This is a genomic window from Myxococcota bacterium, from assembly GCA_041389495.1.
GTDB lineage: Bacteria > Myxococcota_A > UBA9160 > UBA9160 > UBA4427 > JAWKRT01.
Genome location: JAWKRT010000001.1, coordinates 861,470 through 874,470, shown reverse-complemented (window position 1 = coordinate 874,470; position 13,001 = coordinate 861,470). Strand labels below are relative to the sequence as shown.

The window sequence follows — 13,001 nt, the reverse complement described above, 5'->3', positions numbered from 1 at the left end:
GCGCGAGGCAGGCAGGCGCGGAGTGGCCCACCGAGGGTCGCGCAGGCTCGCGATGGCGGTCGCGGCCGCCGCGGTGGCCGCGACCGCATCGGGCTGCATCGCGCGCACGCCGGCCGGCACGTTCTTCCAGCTCACCGAGGAGAGCGCCGCGCAGCGCGCCATGCAGACGCGCGAGGTCGAGGCGCCGAACGCCGACGAGCTGCTCTCGGCTTCGGCCGCCGTGCTCCAGGACCTCGGCTTCCAGGTCACCGAGAGCGAGCGAGCGCTCGGCTTCCTCAAGGCCGCCAAGGAGCGCAGCGCGCGCGAGTACTGGCAGGAGTTCGTGCGCGGCTTCCTGCTCGTCGTGTCCGCGCTCGGGAGCAACAACCAGAACAACGTCCAGATCATCCCGGTCGACCTGCACCAGCAGATCAACGCGTCGCTCGTGGCGCTCCCGGTCGACGACGGCGGGCGCCGCCACCGCGTGCGCATCGTCTTCTACCGCCTCGTCTGGCAGAGCGAGGGCCAGAACGGCAACACGAACATCCCGCCGGGCCGGCAGAAGATGGAGATGATCCACGACGCCGGGATCTACCAGCAGTTCTTCGCGAGGCTCGCCAAGTCGGTGTTCCTCGAAGAACAGAAGATCTGAGGTCCGGGATGGAACGACGCCGCGCCACGAGGTCCCGCCGGAGGGCCGCCGCCCTGCTCGCGCTGATCGCGCTGATCGCGGTCGGCTGCGCGTCGCCGCCCGCCGAGCCCGAGCAGCTGCTGAGCCCCGAGGAGCAGCAGATGCGGCTCCGCAACATGCAGACGCGCACCGTCGACGTCGCCGACCGCGCGACCGCGATGCGCGCCGTGATCGCCGCGCTGCAGGATCTCGGCTTCATCCTCGAGCGCGCGAACGAGCCGCTCGGCGTCGTCACCGCGTCGCGCTTCGCCGAGAAGCAGTGGTTCGACGTGATGGGCGTGACGGTGACGGTGCGGATGCGCGGCGAGGCGAGCGCCGAGGTGCGCATCAACGCCGTCTACAACAACCAGCCCGTCACCGACGCCGAGGTCTACCGCAACTTCTTCACGACCCTCGAGCGCTCGCTCTTCGTCGAGCGGAGCTGAGCGCGGTGCGGTCGATGCGCGCGCGGGCCGGGCTCGTCGCCGTCGCGCTGTGCGCGCTCGCCGGCTGCGTGGCCGAGCGCTCCGTCACGATCCAGCGCGACTCGCTGCAGCAGGTGTACGCCGCCGAGGCGAGCCAGGTGAAGCTGCGCAACGCGCAGAGCCGCGTCTTCGACACGACGGATTCGGCGCGGCTGATCGAGGCCATCGTCTCCACGTTCCAGGACCTCGGCGTGCAGGTCGAGGTCGTCGACGACGTGCTCGGCATCGTCTCGGGCAAGCTCTACCTCGACCGCAACCGCCCCGGCTCCCGCGAGCTGCCGAGCTACGTCCTCTACGAGGAGGACGCGCTCGTGCTGCTGAGCGGCACGCGCGGGTTCCGGACGTGGGGCCCGTTCCGCAAGCGCGCCGACCTCGTGCGCGTGACCGCGACCGTGCGCCGCCGCAACGCGAGCCAGCTGCTCGTCCGCACCTCGGCGCAGTTCCACCTCCGCCCGGTCGAGTCGCCCGAGGCGTACCAGCGCTTCTACGCGGCGCTCGAGAAGACGCTCGCCGTCGAGCGCGCTCGCTAGGCGACGCGCGCTAGGCGACGCGCCCGAGTGCGCCGGCCACGATCTCCGCGATCGGGAGCGGAGCGCCGAGCTCGGACGCGCGCGCGCGGATCGCCGCGAGGTCCTTGCGCATGACGTCGTCGACGTAGCGGGCGAGCTCGGGAGCCGGCGGCGGCGCGCCCGGGTCCATCGCGGCCGCCTCGCCGCCCGCGGCGAGCGAGCCGCGCGTGTTCGCGCTCAGCACCATGGTGTGATCGAGCACGCGCGTGATCGTGTCGATGCCGATGCCCATCGCGCGCGCGAGCGCGAACACCTCGCGCATCGCGCCGACCATCGAGTACGAGGCGAGGTTGCGCAGCAGCTTCGTGTCGAGGCCGCTGCCGAGCGGCCCGACGTGCAGCACCAGGCCCGCGAACGCATCGAGCGCCGGGCGCGCGCGCGCGAGATCGCTCGCCTCGCCGCCGACCATCACGCACAGGTCGCCCGCCTCCTGCTGCTCGGCCGTCCCGCCGCTCACGGGTGCGTCGAGCAGCGGGAAGCCGCGCGCCGCGGCGAGCTCCGCCGCGCGGCGCAGCGCGGGCATCGTCACCGTCGAGTGGACGAGCAGCACGGGCGGCTCGCCCCCGGCCGCGAGGAGTCCGCGCTCGCCCTCGAGCACGTCGAGCACCTGCGCGTCGTCGAAGACGACGATGCCGACGACGTCGGCGCCCTCGGCGACCTCGCGCGGGCTCGACGCGACGCGCACGCCGGGGTCGGCGGCCCAGGCCGCCGTCGCGTCGCGGCTCGCGTCGTGGACGACCGCCTCGAAGCCGCGGCGGCGCAGGCACCGCAGCATCACGCCGCCCATCCGCCCGACGCCCACCAGGCCCGCTCGCTGCATCGCCGCGTCTCCCCGCGCGCGAGGCGCGTCGCGCGTGCGCGCGTCGAGTATACGCGCGCGCCTTCGCCGCTCGCGCTCCGGACGGCGCGCAGCGGGCGGTGCACGGCGGGCGAGCACGGCAGGCGAGCACGGCGAGGCACTTCGTACGCGATGCGCCGCGCGCCCGGACACGCGCGGCGTGCGCGCGTGCGCGCGTGCGCGCGACTAACAGCCACCGCGCGCGGCGCGCCCACCGCAGGAGCGACGCGCGCGCACGCACGGCCGCCCGCGGGTCGATCGACGATGGACAACGCGCGCGCGCTGCCTCTACGATCGCCCCGGCGCGCGGGTCGCGCGGGTCGCGCGGGTCGCGCCGAAGCGGAGGTCGCATGCGAGTCGAAGTCGTCGCCACCGACGTCCCGCTCGGCGAAGGCCCCGTCTGGTGCGAGGACGGCCGGCTCGTCATCACGCGCCTCTCGCCCGGCGGGCTCCAGCGCATCGATCCCGCATCGGGCCGCAGCGAATGGGTCGCGCGCTTCGCCGGCGGCGCCAACAGCGCGCAGCGCGCGTCCGACGGCGGCTTCGTCGTCGCGAACAACGGCGGCATCGACTTCACGCGCTTCGCCGACGCGCTCGGCATCGACGCGTCGCTCGTTCCGTACACGCCCGGGCCGCCCGGGCTGCAGCGCCTCCACCCCGACGGCCGGCTCGAGACGCTCGCGAGCGAAGGCCTGCAGGCGCCGAACGACCTCGTCGTCGCGGCCGACGGCACGATCTACTTCACGGACCCGCCGCCGCACGGCGGGACGGAGAGCGCGGGCGGCGAGGGTCGGCTCTGGGCCTACTCGCGCGACGGCGCGCTCCGCCGCATCGCCGACGGCTTCGACTACGACAACGGCGTCGCGCTCTCGCCCGACGGGCGGCTGCTCGTCGTCGAGGCGCGCGGGCTGCTGTGGATCGATCCGGCGAGCGGCGAGCGGGACTGGCTCGTCGAGCAGCTCCCGGGCGAGTCGCCGGGCGACGGCTTCGCGTTCGACGAAGACGGCCGCATCTACTGCGCGTGCCCGATGGACCACTGCATCCGCATCCTCGGCCCGGGCGGCGAGCCGCTCGACGCGATCGACCTCGGGCCCGGCGCCTATCCCACGAACTGCTGCTTCGGCGGCGAGGACGCGCGCACGCTGTTCACGACCGAGCTCGCGCCCGGGCGCGTGTGCGCGATCGAAGGCCTTCCCACGCCGGGGCTCGCGCTCGCGCCCTGGCCGGCGGGCCCTGTGCGATGACGGCGCGCGACACGGCGCGCGCGAGGAGACACCGATGAACGACGTACTGGGATACGCGGGGAAGCGCGTGGTCGTGACGGGCGCCGCGAGCGGCATGGGCGCGGCGGCCGCCGAGCTGCTCGTCGACCTGGGTGCCGAGGTGCACGCGCTCGACATCGCGGACGTGAAGGCGCCGGTGCACCGCTTCGTGCGCACCGACATGGCGAGCCGCGAGTCGATCGACGCGGCGCTCGCCGCGCTGCCGGCGGAGATCGACGCGCTGTTCAACTGCGCGGGCGTGCCGCACCCGCCGTTCCCGGCGGTCGACACGGTGATGATCAACTTCGTCGGTCTGCGCCACCTGACCGACGCGGTGATCCCGCGCCTGCGCGCCGGCGGCTCGATCACGTCGATCGCGTCGACCGCCGGCATGGCGTGGAAGGGCAACCTCGATCGCGTCCGCCGCTTCCTCGCGCTCGAGACGTTCGACGCGGCCGCCGCCTGGCTCGCGGACGCGCCCGACCTCGGGCCCGTCGACCCGTACGGCTTCTCGAAGCAGTGCATCATCGTCTACACGCAGGAGCGCGCGGGCTCGCTCGCGAAGCGCGGCGTCCGCATCAACTGCATCAGCCCGTCGCCGACCGACACGAACTTCATGACGCAGCTGACGAAGGACTTCCCGCGCGACGCGATCGCGCCCTTCTGCCCCTCGAACGGGCGCTTCGCCGAGCCCGCCGAGATGGGGCGCGTCGTCGTGCTGCTCGGCAGCGACCTCGCGGGCTTCGTCTCGGGGCTCAACATCCCGGTCGACTTCGGCTACTGCGCCGAGGTCGCGATGGGACAGCGCGAGAACCTGCTGCGCATCGAGTGACCGCGCGGGATCGAAGCGGAGGCGTGCGGCGATGATCGAGGGCCGGAAGATCCTGGTGACGGGCGCGACGGGCCAGGTCGCGCGCCCGATCGCAGAGAGCCTCGTCGGCGCGAACGAGGTCTGGTGCACGGCGCGCTTCACCGCGCCGGCGCTCCGCGCGGAGCTCGAGGCGCTCGGCGTGCGGACCTTCGCGTGGGCGCTCGGCTCGGACGAGCTCGACGGCCTCCCGCGCGACTTCGACTACGTCGTCCACGCGGCCTGCCACATCTTCCCGGTCGCCGACGACTACGACGGCACCGTCGCGACGAACGCGGAGGGCACGGGCCTCCTGATGACGCACTGCCGCGACGCGGAGGCGATGCTCTACGTGTCGTCGCTGGCCGTCTACACCGTGCCCGACGATCCGCGCCACCCGTGCCGGGAGCGCGAAGCCGCGCTCGGCAGCCACCCGCCGTACGCGCACAGCTACGGGGCGGGCAAGGTCGCGACCGAGGGCGTCGTGCGCGCGCTCGCGCGCACGCTCTCGCTGCCCGTGACGATCGCGCGGCTCGGCATGGCCTACGGAACGGCGGGCCACGGCGGCGTGCCCGCGCTGCTCTTCGAGCAGCTGCGCGCCGGCGTCGAGATGGACCGCCCGTCCCCGACCGCATGCTATTCGCTCATCTCCGAGCGCGACATCGTCGCGCACGTCGAGCCGCTGCTCGGCGCCGCCGCCGTGCCGGCGACGATCGTGAACTGGGTGAGCGACGAGGTCGCGACCGAGCGCGAGATCCACGAGCTCGTGATCGCCGCGTCGGGGCTCGCGCCGAACTACCGGCGGGGCGAGGCGGCCGCCTATCAGGCCGCGCTCGGCGACCCCACGCTGCGGCGCGCGATCACGGGGCCCACGCGCACGCCCTGGCGGCAGGGCGTGCTCGCGGCGCTGCGCGCGAAGTACCCCGACCACGCGTTCGCGGACGTCGCCTGACGGCGCGCGCGCGTCCGGTGGCCCGACGGCGCGCCGTCGCGCCATCCGGCGCGCCGTCCGCGCGAACGCGCATCCAGGCCCCCCGGACCGTTCCGATGGACGCCGCCGCACCGCGCGGAGTACGGTGGCGCGCTCCGTACCGCGACGACGCGCGAGCCCGGTGCGCACGAGGAGCCGTTCATGACGCCGTTGCCCGCAAAGCCGTCCGAGCTCACCCCCGAATGGCTGAGCGATGCGCTCGGCGCGCGCGTCGCTTCGGTCGAGGTGCTCGACCACGCGTTCGCGACGAACCAGCGCGCGCGCATCGCACTCCGCTACGAGGAGCCGGGCGCGGGGCCCGCGTCGCTCTTCGTGAAGCTCGCACCGCTCGACGAGGGACACCGACAGATGGTCGGCGCCATCGGGATGGGCGAGCGCGAGGCGCAGTTCTACCGCGACGTCGCGGGGACGCTCGACCTGCTCGTGCCGCACTGCCCGTATGCCGCCGCCGAAGGCGACCTGTTCGTGCTGCTGCTCGAGGACCTCGCGTCGCGCGGGTGCCGATTCTCGGACGGGTCGTGGGGCGTCGGCGCCGACGCGGCGGCGCGCGCGCTCGAGGACCTCGCGCACTTCCACGCGCGCTTCGAGGGCCAGGCGGCACGCGACGCGGTCGCGCCGTGGCTGCGCGCTCCCGAGCGCGGGCCGGGCAGCGCCGCGACCTCGGGGCTCATGCGCTTCGTGCTCGACCAGAACGCCGACGCGCTCTCGCCCGCGTACCGCGCGGTCGGCGAGCTCTACGTCGAGCACCACGCGTGGTTCCACGAGCTGTGGGACACGGGCCCGCGGACCTACGTCCACGGCGACCTCCACATCGGCAACGTGTTCCTCGACGCCGATCGCGTGGGCTTCCTCGACTGGGGGCTCTCGCGCACGAGCACGCACCTGCGCGACGTCGGCTACTTCCTCACGATGAGCGTCGACATCGAGGCGCGCCGCGCGAACGAGCGGGAGCTCCTCCGCACCTACCTCGACGCGCTGCGGAGCGCGGGCGGCGCGGACATCGCCTTCGACGACGCGTGGCGCGCGCACCGCCTGCAGGCCTCGTACACCGTCGTCGCGACGTTCCTCGCGTACATGCCGACCTACGCGTCCGGCGACGGCGTGAAGCTCGGCGACGCGCTGCTCGCGCGCGCCGACGCGGCCCTCGCCGACCTCGACGTGGTCGACGCGCTCCGCGCCGCGCTCTGATCGCGCGCCCGGCGCGCACGGCCGGTGATAGAGTCGACGCGCACCGGGAGGACGACATGGGCGACGACGACGGCGCGCGGCGCGCGCGGAACCAGGCGCTGTACGAGCGGATGACGGCGGCCCAGAACGCGAAGGATGCGGCGGGCTTCCTCGCGTGCTTCACGGACGACGTCGTGTTCGAGGCGCCGGCCTACACGAAGCACGGCGAGCCGATCGCGGTCGGGCGCGACGCGATGGGCGCGATGTTCGAGGTGCTGAAGCAGAAGTTCGACACGATGGACTACCGCGTGAAGCGCTTCATCCCGGCCGTCGACCCCGACCTCGTGATCGTCGAGGTCACGGGCGACAACGCGGTCGCCGGCACCGACAAGCGCTATCGCAACCAGTACCTCTTCCTCGTCGGCTGTCGCGACGGGAGGATCGCGTCGATCTACGAGTACTCGAACCCGCAGGTCTACGCCGACGCGGTCGACTAGGCGGCCCCGATGCAGCTCGCGAAGCTCTCCCCGGCCCTCGGCGTCCGCGTCGACGACTTCGACCCGAACACCGCGACCGACGAAGAATGGGCGACGCTGCGCAGCGAGCTCTTCGAGCGCGCGCACCTGCTGCTCTTCCGCGGCCGCCGCTACAGCGACGAGGAGCACGTCGCGCTCGCGCGGCAGTTCGGGCCGCTCGCGGCGGAGGGCGCGGGCGGGCCGCTCCCGCTCGGCTGGGTCTCGAACGTCCTGCCGGGCGGCGCGCTCGGCTCGATCGCCGCGAGCTGGCACATCGACTTCGGATTCTTCCCGCACCCCTACGAGGCGATCGCGCTCTACGGCAGCGAGATCCCCGCGTCGGGCACCGAGACGTGGTTCGCGAACGCCGTCGCGGCCGCCGCCGACCTGCCCGCCGACGTGAGCGCGCGCCTCGCCGGGCTGTCCGCACGCCAGGTCGCGGACGTGCTGTCGCCGGCCGCCGAAGCCGGCGTGCGCGTGCGCCTCGGCCGGCTCGACGAGACCTTTCCGCACTTCGTGCGCCCCGTGCTGTGGCCGCACTGGAAGACGGGCGAGCCCATCCTCGGCGTCTGGGAGCAGCAGACGGACGCGATCCTGCCGCTCGACGCGGATGCCAGCACGGCGCTCATCGAGGAGCTCTTCGCGCACCTCTACCGCGACGAGCACGTCCACGTGCACCGGTGGGAGCCCGACGACCTCGTCGTGTGGGACAACCACGCACTGCAGCACGGCCGCCCCGCAGTCGGCGTCGACCACGCGCGCACGCTGCGCCGCGTGTCGATCGGCCAAACCCAGGACGTGTCGATCTTCGCCGAGTACGTCGCGCTCCAGGCCGAGCGCGAGACGGCCGCGCGCTCCGGTGCGGGCGGGCCGGCGTGACGCGCGTCCATCGCGTCGTCCAGTGGACGACGGGGAAGACGGGCGCCGCTGCCGTGCGCGGGATGGTCGGTCGCCCCGACATCGAGCTCGTCGGATGCTATGCGTGGTCGGCCGACAAGGTCGGGCGCGACGCGGGCACGCTGTGCGGCATCGCGCCGATCGGCGTCGTCGCGACCGACGACGTCGACGCGCTCCTCGCGCTGCGGCCCGACTGCGTCGCCTACATGCCCTACCGCCCCGACTTCGACCACGTCGAGCGGATCCTGCGCGCGGGCGCGAACGTCGTGACGACGATGTACATGCTCGCCGGCGAGGGCTACGGCGAGGACGTCGCGCGCCGCATCCGCGAGGCCGCGCTCGCGGGGGGCGCCTCGCTCTACGCCGGCGGGATCTACCCCGGCCACGCGCCGAACGTCGCGCTCGCGGTGAGCGCGATGTGCTCGCGCATCGACCGCCTCACCGTCCGCGAATCCGTGCAGATGGCCGGCTATGCGAACGAGAGGATGTTCCGCGCCATGGGGATCGACCTGCTCCCCGACGACCCGGCCGCGCGCGCGACGGCCGAGGCGTCGTGCGGCTCGTTCAAGGACCAGGTCCGCGTGCTCGCGCGCGCGCTCGGCGTCGCGCTCGACGGCATCGGCTTCGACGTGCACTTCGCGACCGCGAACGCGGACATCGAGCTCGGCTTCATGACCGTTCGCAAGGGGCGCGTCGCGGCCTTCCAGGGCGTCGTCTCGGGCGTCGTCCGCGGTGAGCCGCGCATCGAGCTCGAGTTCGTGTGGAAGCTCGGCCAGGGCATGACGCCGGAGTGGCCCGTCGAGGACGGCTATCGCATCGAGCTCCACGGCGAGCCCGGCGTGCGCTGCCGGCTCGAGCCGCTCGGCCCCGCGCATCTCGACGGCGCGGTCACGACCGCGATGCCGCTCGTCCACGCGATCCCGCGCGTGTGCGCGGCGCCGCCCGGCATCGTGAACGCGATGGATCTGCCGTTCGTGGTCGGAGCGCACGCGGTCGGAAGGCCGGCGCCCGCGCGCGCCTGACGCGGCCGCGCGCGGCGCGGCGCGACCTGCCGCCGCCGTCGCGCCGGTGGTACCGTCGGCGCGCCCCGCATCCCGCCCTTCCGAAAGGATCACCCGATGCTCCGCTCGCGCCCCGCTCTCGCCCGGATCGCGTTCGTCTCGATCGCCTTCTTCGCATCGCTCCCGCTCGTCGCCTCGGCCCAGGACGCGAACCCCGATCGCTGCCGCGCCAAGAAGGTCGCGCTCGCGGCGAAGCACTTCGCCGCCGTCCACAAGTGCCTCGTGAAGGCCGAGAGCAAGCAGGAGGATCCGACGCCCTGCCTCGACAAGGCCGAGGCCCGGCTCACGAGCCAGATCGAGAAGCTCGACACGGCGCGCAAGGCGTGCGCGTCGACGATCGACGCCGCGGCGCTCGTGGCACTCGTCGACGCGCAGGTCGGCGAGCTGCTCGACGTCTTCGCGAGGCGCGTGTTCCGCACGAGCACGATCGGAGGCGCGACCTTCGGCGGGCTCGCGGGCGCCGACGCGCAGTGCCAGTCGCTCGCCGACGCCGCGGGCCTCGGCGGCCGCTTCATCGCGATGCTGTCCGACTCGACGACCGACATGCGCGACCGCATCGGGCCGGCCCCCGGCGGCTTCGTGCGCATCGACGACGTCGAGGTCGCCACGGGGCGGCTCGACCTCTTCGACGGCACCCTCCTCGCCGCGATCCAGGTCGACGAGAACGGCGCGACCACGTCGGCGACGGAAGTCTGGACGGGCACGTCCCCGAGCGGAACGAGCGGCGCCGGCACCTGCTCCGACTGGACGAGCACGAGCGGCACGACGCAGGTCGGGGTCGACAACCAGACGGGATTCGGCTGGTCCTCGATCTACCTCCAGTTCTGCGACCGCACGAACGTCGCCCTCTACTGCGTGGAGCAGTAGGCGCGGGGCGAGGAGCGAAGAGGAAGGGAGAGGCGAAGTGTCGATGCTCGCGAGAGCGCGACGCGCCGCGGTCGGCATCGCGGCCCTCACGTGCGCACTCACCGCGCCGCTCGCGGCGTCCGCGGCGCCGCGCGCCGTGGCGCTCGTCGGCGACCCCGCGCCGGGCACGGGCGGCGGCACCTACTCCTTCTTTCCCGAGACGCCCGTCTCGATCAACTCCGCGGGCGAGGTCGCGTTCGCGGCCTCGATCGCCGGCGGCACCACCACCTCGGGGCTCTTCGTCGCATCGTCGGCGACGAGCGCGGCGGTCGCCGTCGCGGGACAGGTCGCGCCCGGAACCGGCGGCGGCACCTACGCGATCCTCGAGCACGCGGACATCAACGACGCCGGCCAGGTCGCGTTCACGTCGACGATCTCCGGCGGCACGACCACCGCGGGTGTCTTCCTCGACGATGGCGGCCTCCACACGGCGGTCGCGGTCGCGGGCGACACGGCACCCGGCGCCGGCGGAGGCACGTTCGTCGCCTTCACGGGGCCGGTCGTGAACGAGTCGGGCGAGGTCGCGTTCTTCGCGACCGTCACCGGCGGGACGAAGTCGAGCGGGATCTTCCTGGCGACGACGGGCGGCCTCGTTCCGATCGTCTTCGTCGGCGACACCGCGCCCGTCGTCGGCGGCACCGTCTCGCTGCTCGGGAGGCCGGCGGTGAACGACGGCGGCAGCGTCGCCTATCAAGCCGTCCTGTTCGACGGCATGGCGAACTCGACCGCGATGTTCGTCGGCTCCGGCGGCACGCCCTCGCTCGTCGCGGCGCCGGGCGACGTGCCGAGCGGCGCGGGCGGACTGGCCTACTTCGCGTTCGCGTCGACGCGGCCGTCGATCGATGCGTCGGGCGACGTCGCATTCATGGCGACGCTCGGCGCGACGGGCTCGATCGACGCGATCGTCGTCGACGCCGCCGGCGCGACGGGCACCGCCATCGCGCTCGAGGGCGATCCGCATCCGTCGCCCGGCGGCGGCACCTTCTTCTCGCTGAACTCGAAGCCCGTGCTCGCCGCATCCGGAGACGTCGCCTTCGGCGCGACGTCGACGAGCGGCAACCCGTTCTCGGGCCTCTTCCTCGCCGACGGCACCGGCGTCGCCGCGGTCGCGCTGCGAGGAGACCCGGCCCCCGACACGGGCGGCGGCACGTTCGGCAGCTTCGACAACTCGCCGGCGCTGAGCGACGCGGGCGACGTCGCGTTCGCGTCGAGCATCGCGAGCGGAACGGCGAGCTTCGGCGTGTTCGCGCTTCCCGAGCCGGGAGCCGCGGGCGCGGGCGCGGCGCTCGCGACGCTCGCCGCGCTCGCGCGCGGCAGACGGGCGCGCGCCGCGCGGCGCTCCGCTCGCAACGGGAGGACGTCATGACGACCGCCAGCCGGATCGAGCGCGAGATCGCAGCGGAAGAGCTCGCCTGGCGCGAGGCGTGGAAGCCCGCGCCCGACGAGCGCAGCTACGCGGTCGCGAAGATCGAGGGCGAGATTCCGCGCGAGCTGCACGGAACGCTCTACCGCAACGGCCCGTCGCAGGCCGTGCTCCCGACGGCGGGCTACGCCGCGCTGCATCTCTTCGACGGCGACGCGCTCGTCCACGCGTTCCGCTTCGACGACGGGTCGCTCCACTACACGGGCCGCTACGTGCGCGACGCGGGCTTCGTGCACCGCGCTGCGCACGGCGCCGCGTCGACGGGCTTCTGCAACTTCCCGGCGGCGGAGCCCGACCCCGATGCGCCCCTTCCCTATCCGCCGAACACGAACGTCGTGTGGCACGCGGGGCGGCTCATGGCGATGGTCGAAGCGGCGTATCCGATCGCGCTCGATCCGCGCACGCTCGCCACCGGCGAGACGATCCGCTTCGCCGACCCGATGCTCGGCATCAGCACGTCCGCGCACCCGAAGGTCGACGGACGCACGGGGCAGATGTGGGTCCACGGCTACCAGCCGATCGAGCCCTACGCCGCGCTCTACTGCGTCGAGCCCGACGGCCGCTGCAGCCTGGCCGAGCCGCTCGACCTCCCCTACCCCGTCATGATGCACGACCTCGCGATCACCGAGCACCACGTCGTCGTGCTGCTCGCGCCGGTGACGTTCGATCTCTCGCGCGGCGCGTGCCTGCGCGACTGGTTCCGCTGGGAGCCCGAGAAGGGCCTGCGCTTCGGCGTCCGCCGCCGCGAGCCGGGCGCCGCGCTGCAGTGGTTCGACGCGCCGTCACCCGGCTTCGTGTTCCACCCGGGCAACGCGTTCGAGCACGACGGGAAGATCGTGATGGACGCCTGCACGTACCCCGACGGCGGCGCGCTGCTCGAGCAGCTCGCCGTGTACCGCAGCGGCCAGCGCATCCCGGGTGCCGGCGCGCACCCGTTCCTGTACGAGCTCGACCTCGCGCGCGGCACGTGCAGCGAGCGCCAGCTCGACGACCGCGTCGCCGAGTTCCCGCGGCTCGACGACCGCCGCGTCGGCCACCGCAACCGCTTCGGCTACGCGGTGATCGGCAGCGACGGCCTGGTCGGCCCGGGCACGAGCACGCTCGTCAAGTACGACCGCACCGGCGGGCCGAACGCGCTGCACGACTTCGGCGCGCTCTGCTACCCGGGCGAGCCCGTGTTCGTCCCGCGCGCGCCGGACGCCGAAGAGGACGACGGCTTCGTGCTCAGCGTGGTCTACGACGGCGGCTCGGGCCGCAGCCGGCTCGTCGTGCTCGATGCGCGACGCTTCGACGGGCCGCCGCTCGCGACGGCCCACCTCGAGCACCGCGTGCCGCTCGGCTTCCACGGGAACTTCGCACCCGGCGTCGTCTAGGGCGACGTCCGCGAGCCC

14 protein-coding genes are annotated in these 13,001 nt (G+C 73.8%); 13 read left to right on the top strand and 1 reads right to left on the bottom strand.

The window, feature by feature from the left end; translation table 11 throughout:
• Positions 1 to 22: 22 nt before the first annotated feature.
• The 3 genes from R3E88_03890 to R3E88_03880 are packed head-to-tail and all read left to right on the top strand — an operon-like array spanning position 23 to position 1,664.
• The gene (locus R3E88_03890; GenBank protein ID MEZ4215598.1) at positions 23 to 631 is read left to right on the top strand and encodes a hypothetical protein; all 609 of its coding nucleotides are present in this window, start codon (positions 23 to 25) and stop codon (positions 629 to 631) included.
• Positions 632 to 639: 8 nt separating this feature from the next.
• Entirely contained in the window at positions 640 to 1,095 is a 456-nt protein-coding gene (locus R3E88_03885; protein MEZ4215597.1) for a hypothetical protein, read from the top strand.
• Between the two features lie 14 nt (positions 1,096 to 1,109).
• The gene (locus R3E88_03880) at positions 1,110 to 1,664 is read left to right on the top strand and encodes a hypothetical protein (protein ID MEZ4215596.1); all 555 of its coding nucleotides are present in this window, start codon (positions 1,110 to 1,112) and stop codon (positions 1,662 to 1,664) included.
• A 10-nt stretch (positions 1,665 to 1,674) separates the two neighbouring features.
• Here R3E88_03880 and R3E88_03875 read toward each other — a convergent pair whose 3' ends face one another.
• Positions 1,675 to 2,523: an NAD(P)-dependent oxidoreductase gene (locus R3E88_03875; GenBank protein ID MEZ4215595.1), complete on the bottom strand. Its 849-nt coding sequence runs from the start codon at positions 2,521 to 2,523 to the stop codon at positions 1,675 to 1,677.
• 368 nt (positions 2,524 to 2,891) lie between these two features.
• On the opposite strand from R3E88_03875, the gene R3E88_03870 reads away from it, so the two are divergent.
• From R3E88_03870 to R3E88_03825, 10 genes are all read left to right on the top strand, one after another.
• Positions 2,892 to 3,785, top strand: coding sequence for an SMP-30/gluconolactonase/LRE family protein (locus R3E88_03870; GenBank protein ID MEZ4215594.1), 894 nt, complete (start codon positions 2,892 to 2,894; stop codon positions 3,783 to 3,785).
• 34 nt (positions 3,786 to 3,819) lie between these two features.
• The gene (locus R3E88_03865) at positions 3,820 to 4,635 is read left to right on the top strand and encodes a coniferyl-alcohol dehydrogenase (GenBank protein MEZ4215593.1); all 816 of its coding nucleotides are present in this window, start codon (positions 3,820 to 3,822) and stop codon (positions 4,633 to 4,635) included.
• A 31-nt stretch (positions 4,636 to 4,666) separates the two neighbouring features.
• A complete protein-coding gene (locus tag R3E88_03860) occupies positions 4,667 to 5,602 on the top strand; it encodes an NAD(P)-dependent oxidoreductase (protein ID MEZ4215592.1) in 936 nt (311 codons plus the stop codon).
• Between the two features lie 180 nt (positions 5,603 to 5,782).
• Positions 5,783 to 6,829 (top strand): phosphotransferase, encoded by a 1,047-nt coding sequence (locus R3E88_03855; GenBank protein ID MEZ4215591.1) that lies wholly within the window; start codon positions 5,783 to 5,785, stop codon positions 6,827 to 6,829.
• Positions 6,830 to 6,885: 56 nt separating this feature from the next.
• Positions 6,886 to 7,305 (top strand): nuclear transport factor 2 family protein, encoded by a 420-nt coding sequence (locus tag R3E88_03850; protein ID MEZ4215590.1) that lies wholly within the window; start codon positions 6,886 to 6,888, stop codon positions 7,303 to 7,305.
• Positions 7,306 to 7,314: 9 nt separating this feature from the next.
• Positions 7,315 to 8,202 carry a TauD/TfdA family dioxygenase gene (locus R3E88_03845; GenBank protein ID MEZ4215589.1) on the top strand — a complete coding sequence of 296 codons (888 nt, stop codon included), beginning with the start codon at positions 7,315 to 7,317 and terminating at the stop codon, positions 8,200 to 8,202.
• Entirely contained in the window at positions 8,199 to 9,242 is a 1,044-nt protein-coding gene (locus tag R3E88_03840) for a dihydrodipicolinate reductase (protein MEZ4215588.1), read from the top strand. The genes R3E88_03845 and R3E88_03840 overlap by 4 nt, the downstream gene beginning before the upstream one ends.
• 96 nt (positions 9,243 to 9,338) lie before the next feature.
• Complete coding sequence (locus R3E88_03835; GenBank protein ID MEZ4215587.1) at positions 9,339 to 10,148, top strand: hypothetical protein; 810 nt, start codon at positions 9,339 to 9,341, stop codon at positions 10,146 to 10,148.
• Positions 10,149 to 10,191: 43 nt separating this feature from the next.
• A complete protein-coding gene (locus R3E88_03830; protein MEZ4215586.1) occupies positions 10,192 to 11,553 on the top strand; it encodes a hypothetical protein in 1,362 nt (453 codons plus the stop codon).
• On the top strand, positions 11,550 to 12,983 hold the full coding sequence (locus tag R3E88_03825) for a carotenoid oxygenase family protein (GenBank protein MEZ4215585.1): 1,434 nt from the start codon (positions 11,550 to 11,552) through the stop codon (positions 12,981 to 12,983). Before R3E88_03830 ends, R3E88_03825 begins: the two co-directional genes overlap by 4 nt.
• The last annotated feature ends 18 nt before the right edge of the window (positions 12,984 to 13,001 follow it).

Bases quoted from the DNA above. Each gene is read 5' to 3' on its own strand.
- R3E88_03880 (MEZ4215596.1), top strand. From the start codon at position 1,110: ATGCGCGCGCGGGCCGGGCTCGTCGCCGTCGCGCTGTGCGCGCTCGCC.
- R3E88_03875 (MEZ4215595.1), bottom strand. From the start codon at position 2,523: ATGCAGCGAGCGGGCCTGGTGGGCGTCGGGCGGATGGGCGGCGTGATG.
- R3E88_03825 (MEZ4215585.1), top strand. From the start codon at position 11,550: ATGACGACCGCCAGCCGGATCGAGCGCGAGATCGCAGCGGAAGAGCTC.
- R3E88_03850 (MEZ4215590.1), top strand. From the start codon at position 6,886: ATGGGCGACGACGACGGCGCGCGGCGCGCGCGGAACCAGGCGCTGTAC.
- R3E88_03885 (MEZ4215597.1), top strand. From the start codon at position 640: ATGGAACGACGCCGCGCCACGAGGTCCCGCCGGAGGGCCGCCGCCCTG.
- R3E88_03845 (MEZ4215589.1), top strand. From the start codon at position 7,315: ATGCAGCTCGCGAAGCTCTCCCCGGCCCTCGGCGTCCGCGTCGACGAC.
- R3E88_03855 (MEZ4215591.1), top strand. From the start codon at position 5,783: ATGACGCCGTTGCCCGCAAAGCCGTCCGAGCTCACCCCCGAATGGCTG.
- R3E88_03830 (MEZ4215586.1), top strand. From the start codon at position 10,192: ATGCTCGCGAGAGCGCGACGCGCCGCGGTCGGCATCGCGGCCCTCACG.
- R3E88_03870 (MEZ4215594.1), top strand. From the start codon at position 2,892: ATGCGAGTCGAAGTCGTCGCCACCGACGTCCCGCTCGGCGAAGGCCCC.
- R3E88_03860 (MEZ4215592.1), top strand. From the start codon at position 4,667: ATGATCGAGGGCCGGAAGATCCTGGTGACGGGCGCGACGGGCCAGGTC.
- R3E88_03865 (MEZ4215593.1), top strand. From the start codon at position 3,820: ATGAACGACGTACTGGGATACGCGGGGAAGCGCGTGGTCGTGACGGGC.
- R3E88_03835 (MEZ4215587.1), top strand. From the start codon at position 9,339: ATGCTCCGCTCGCGCCCCGCTCTCGCCCGGATCGCGTTCGTCTCGATC.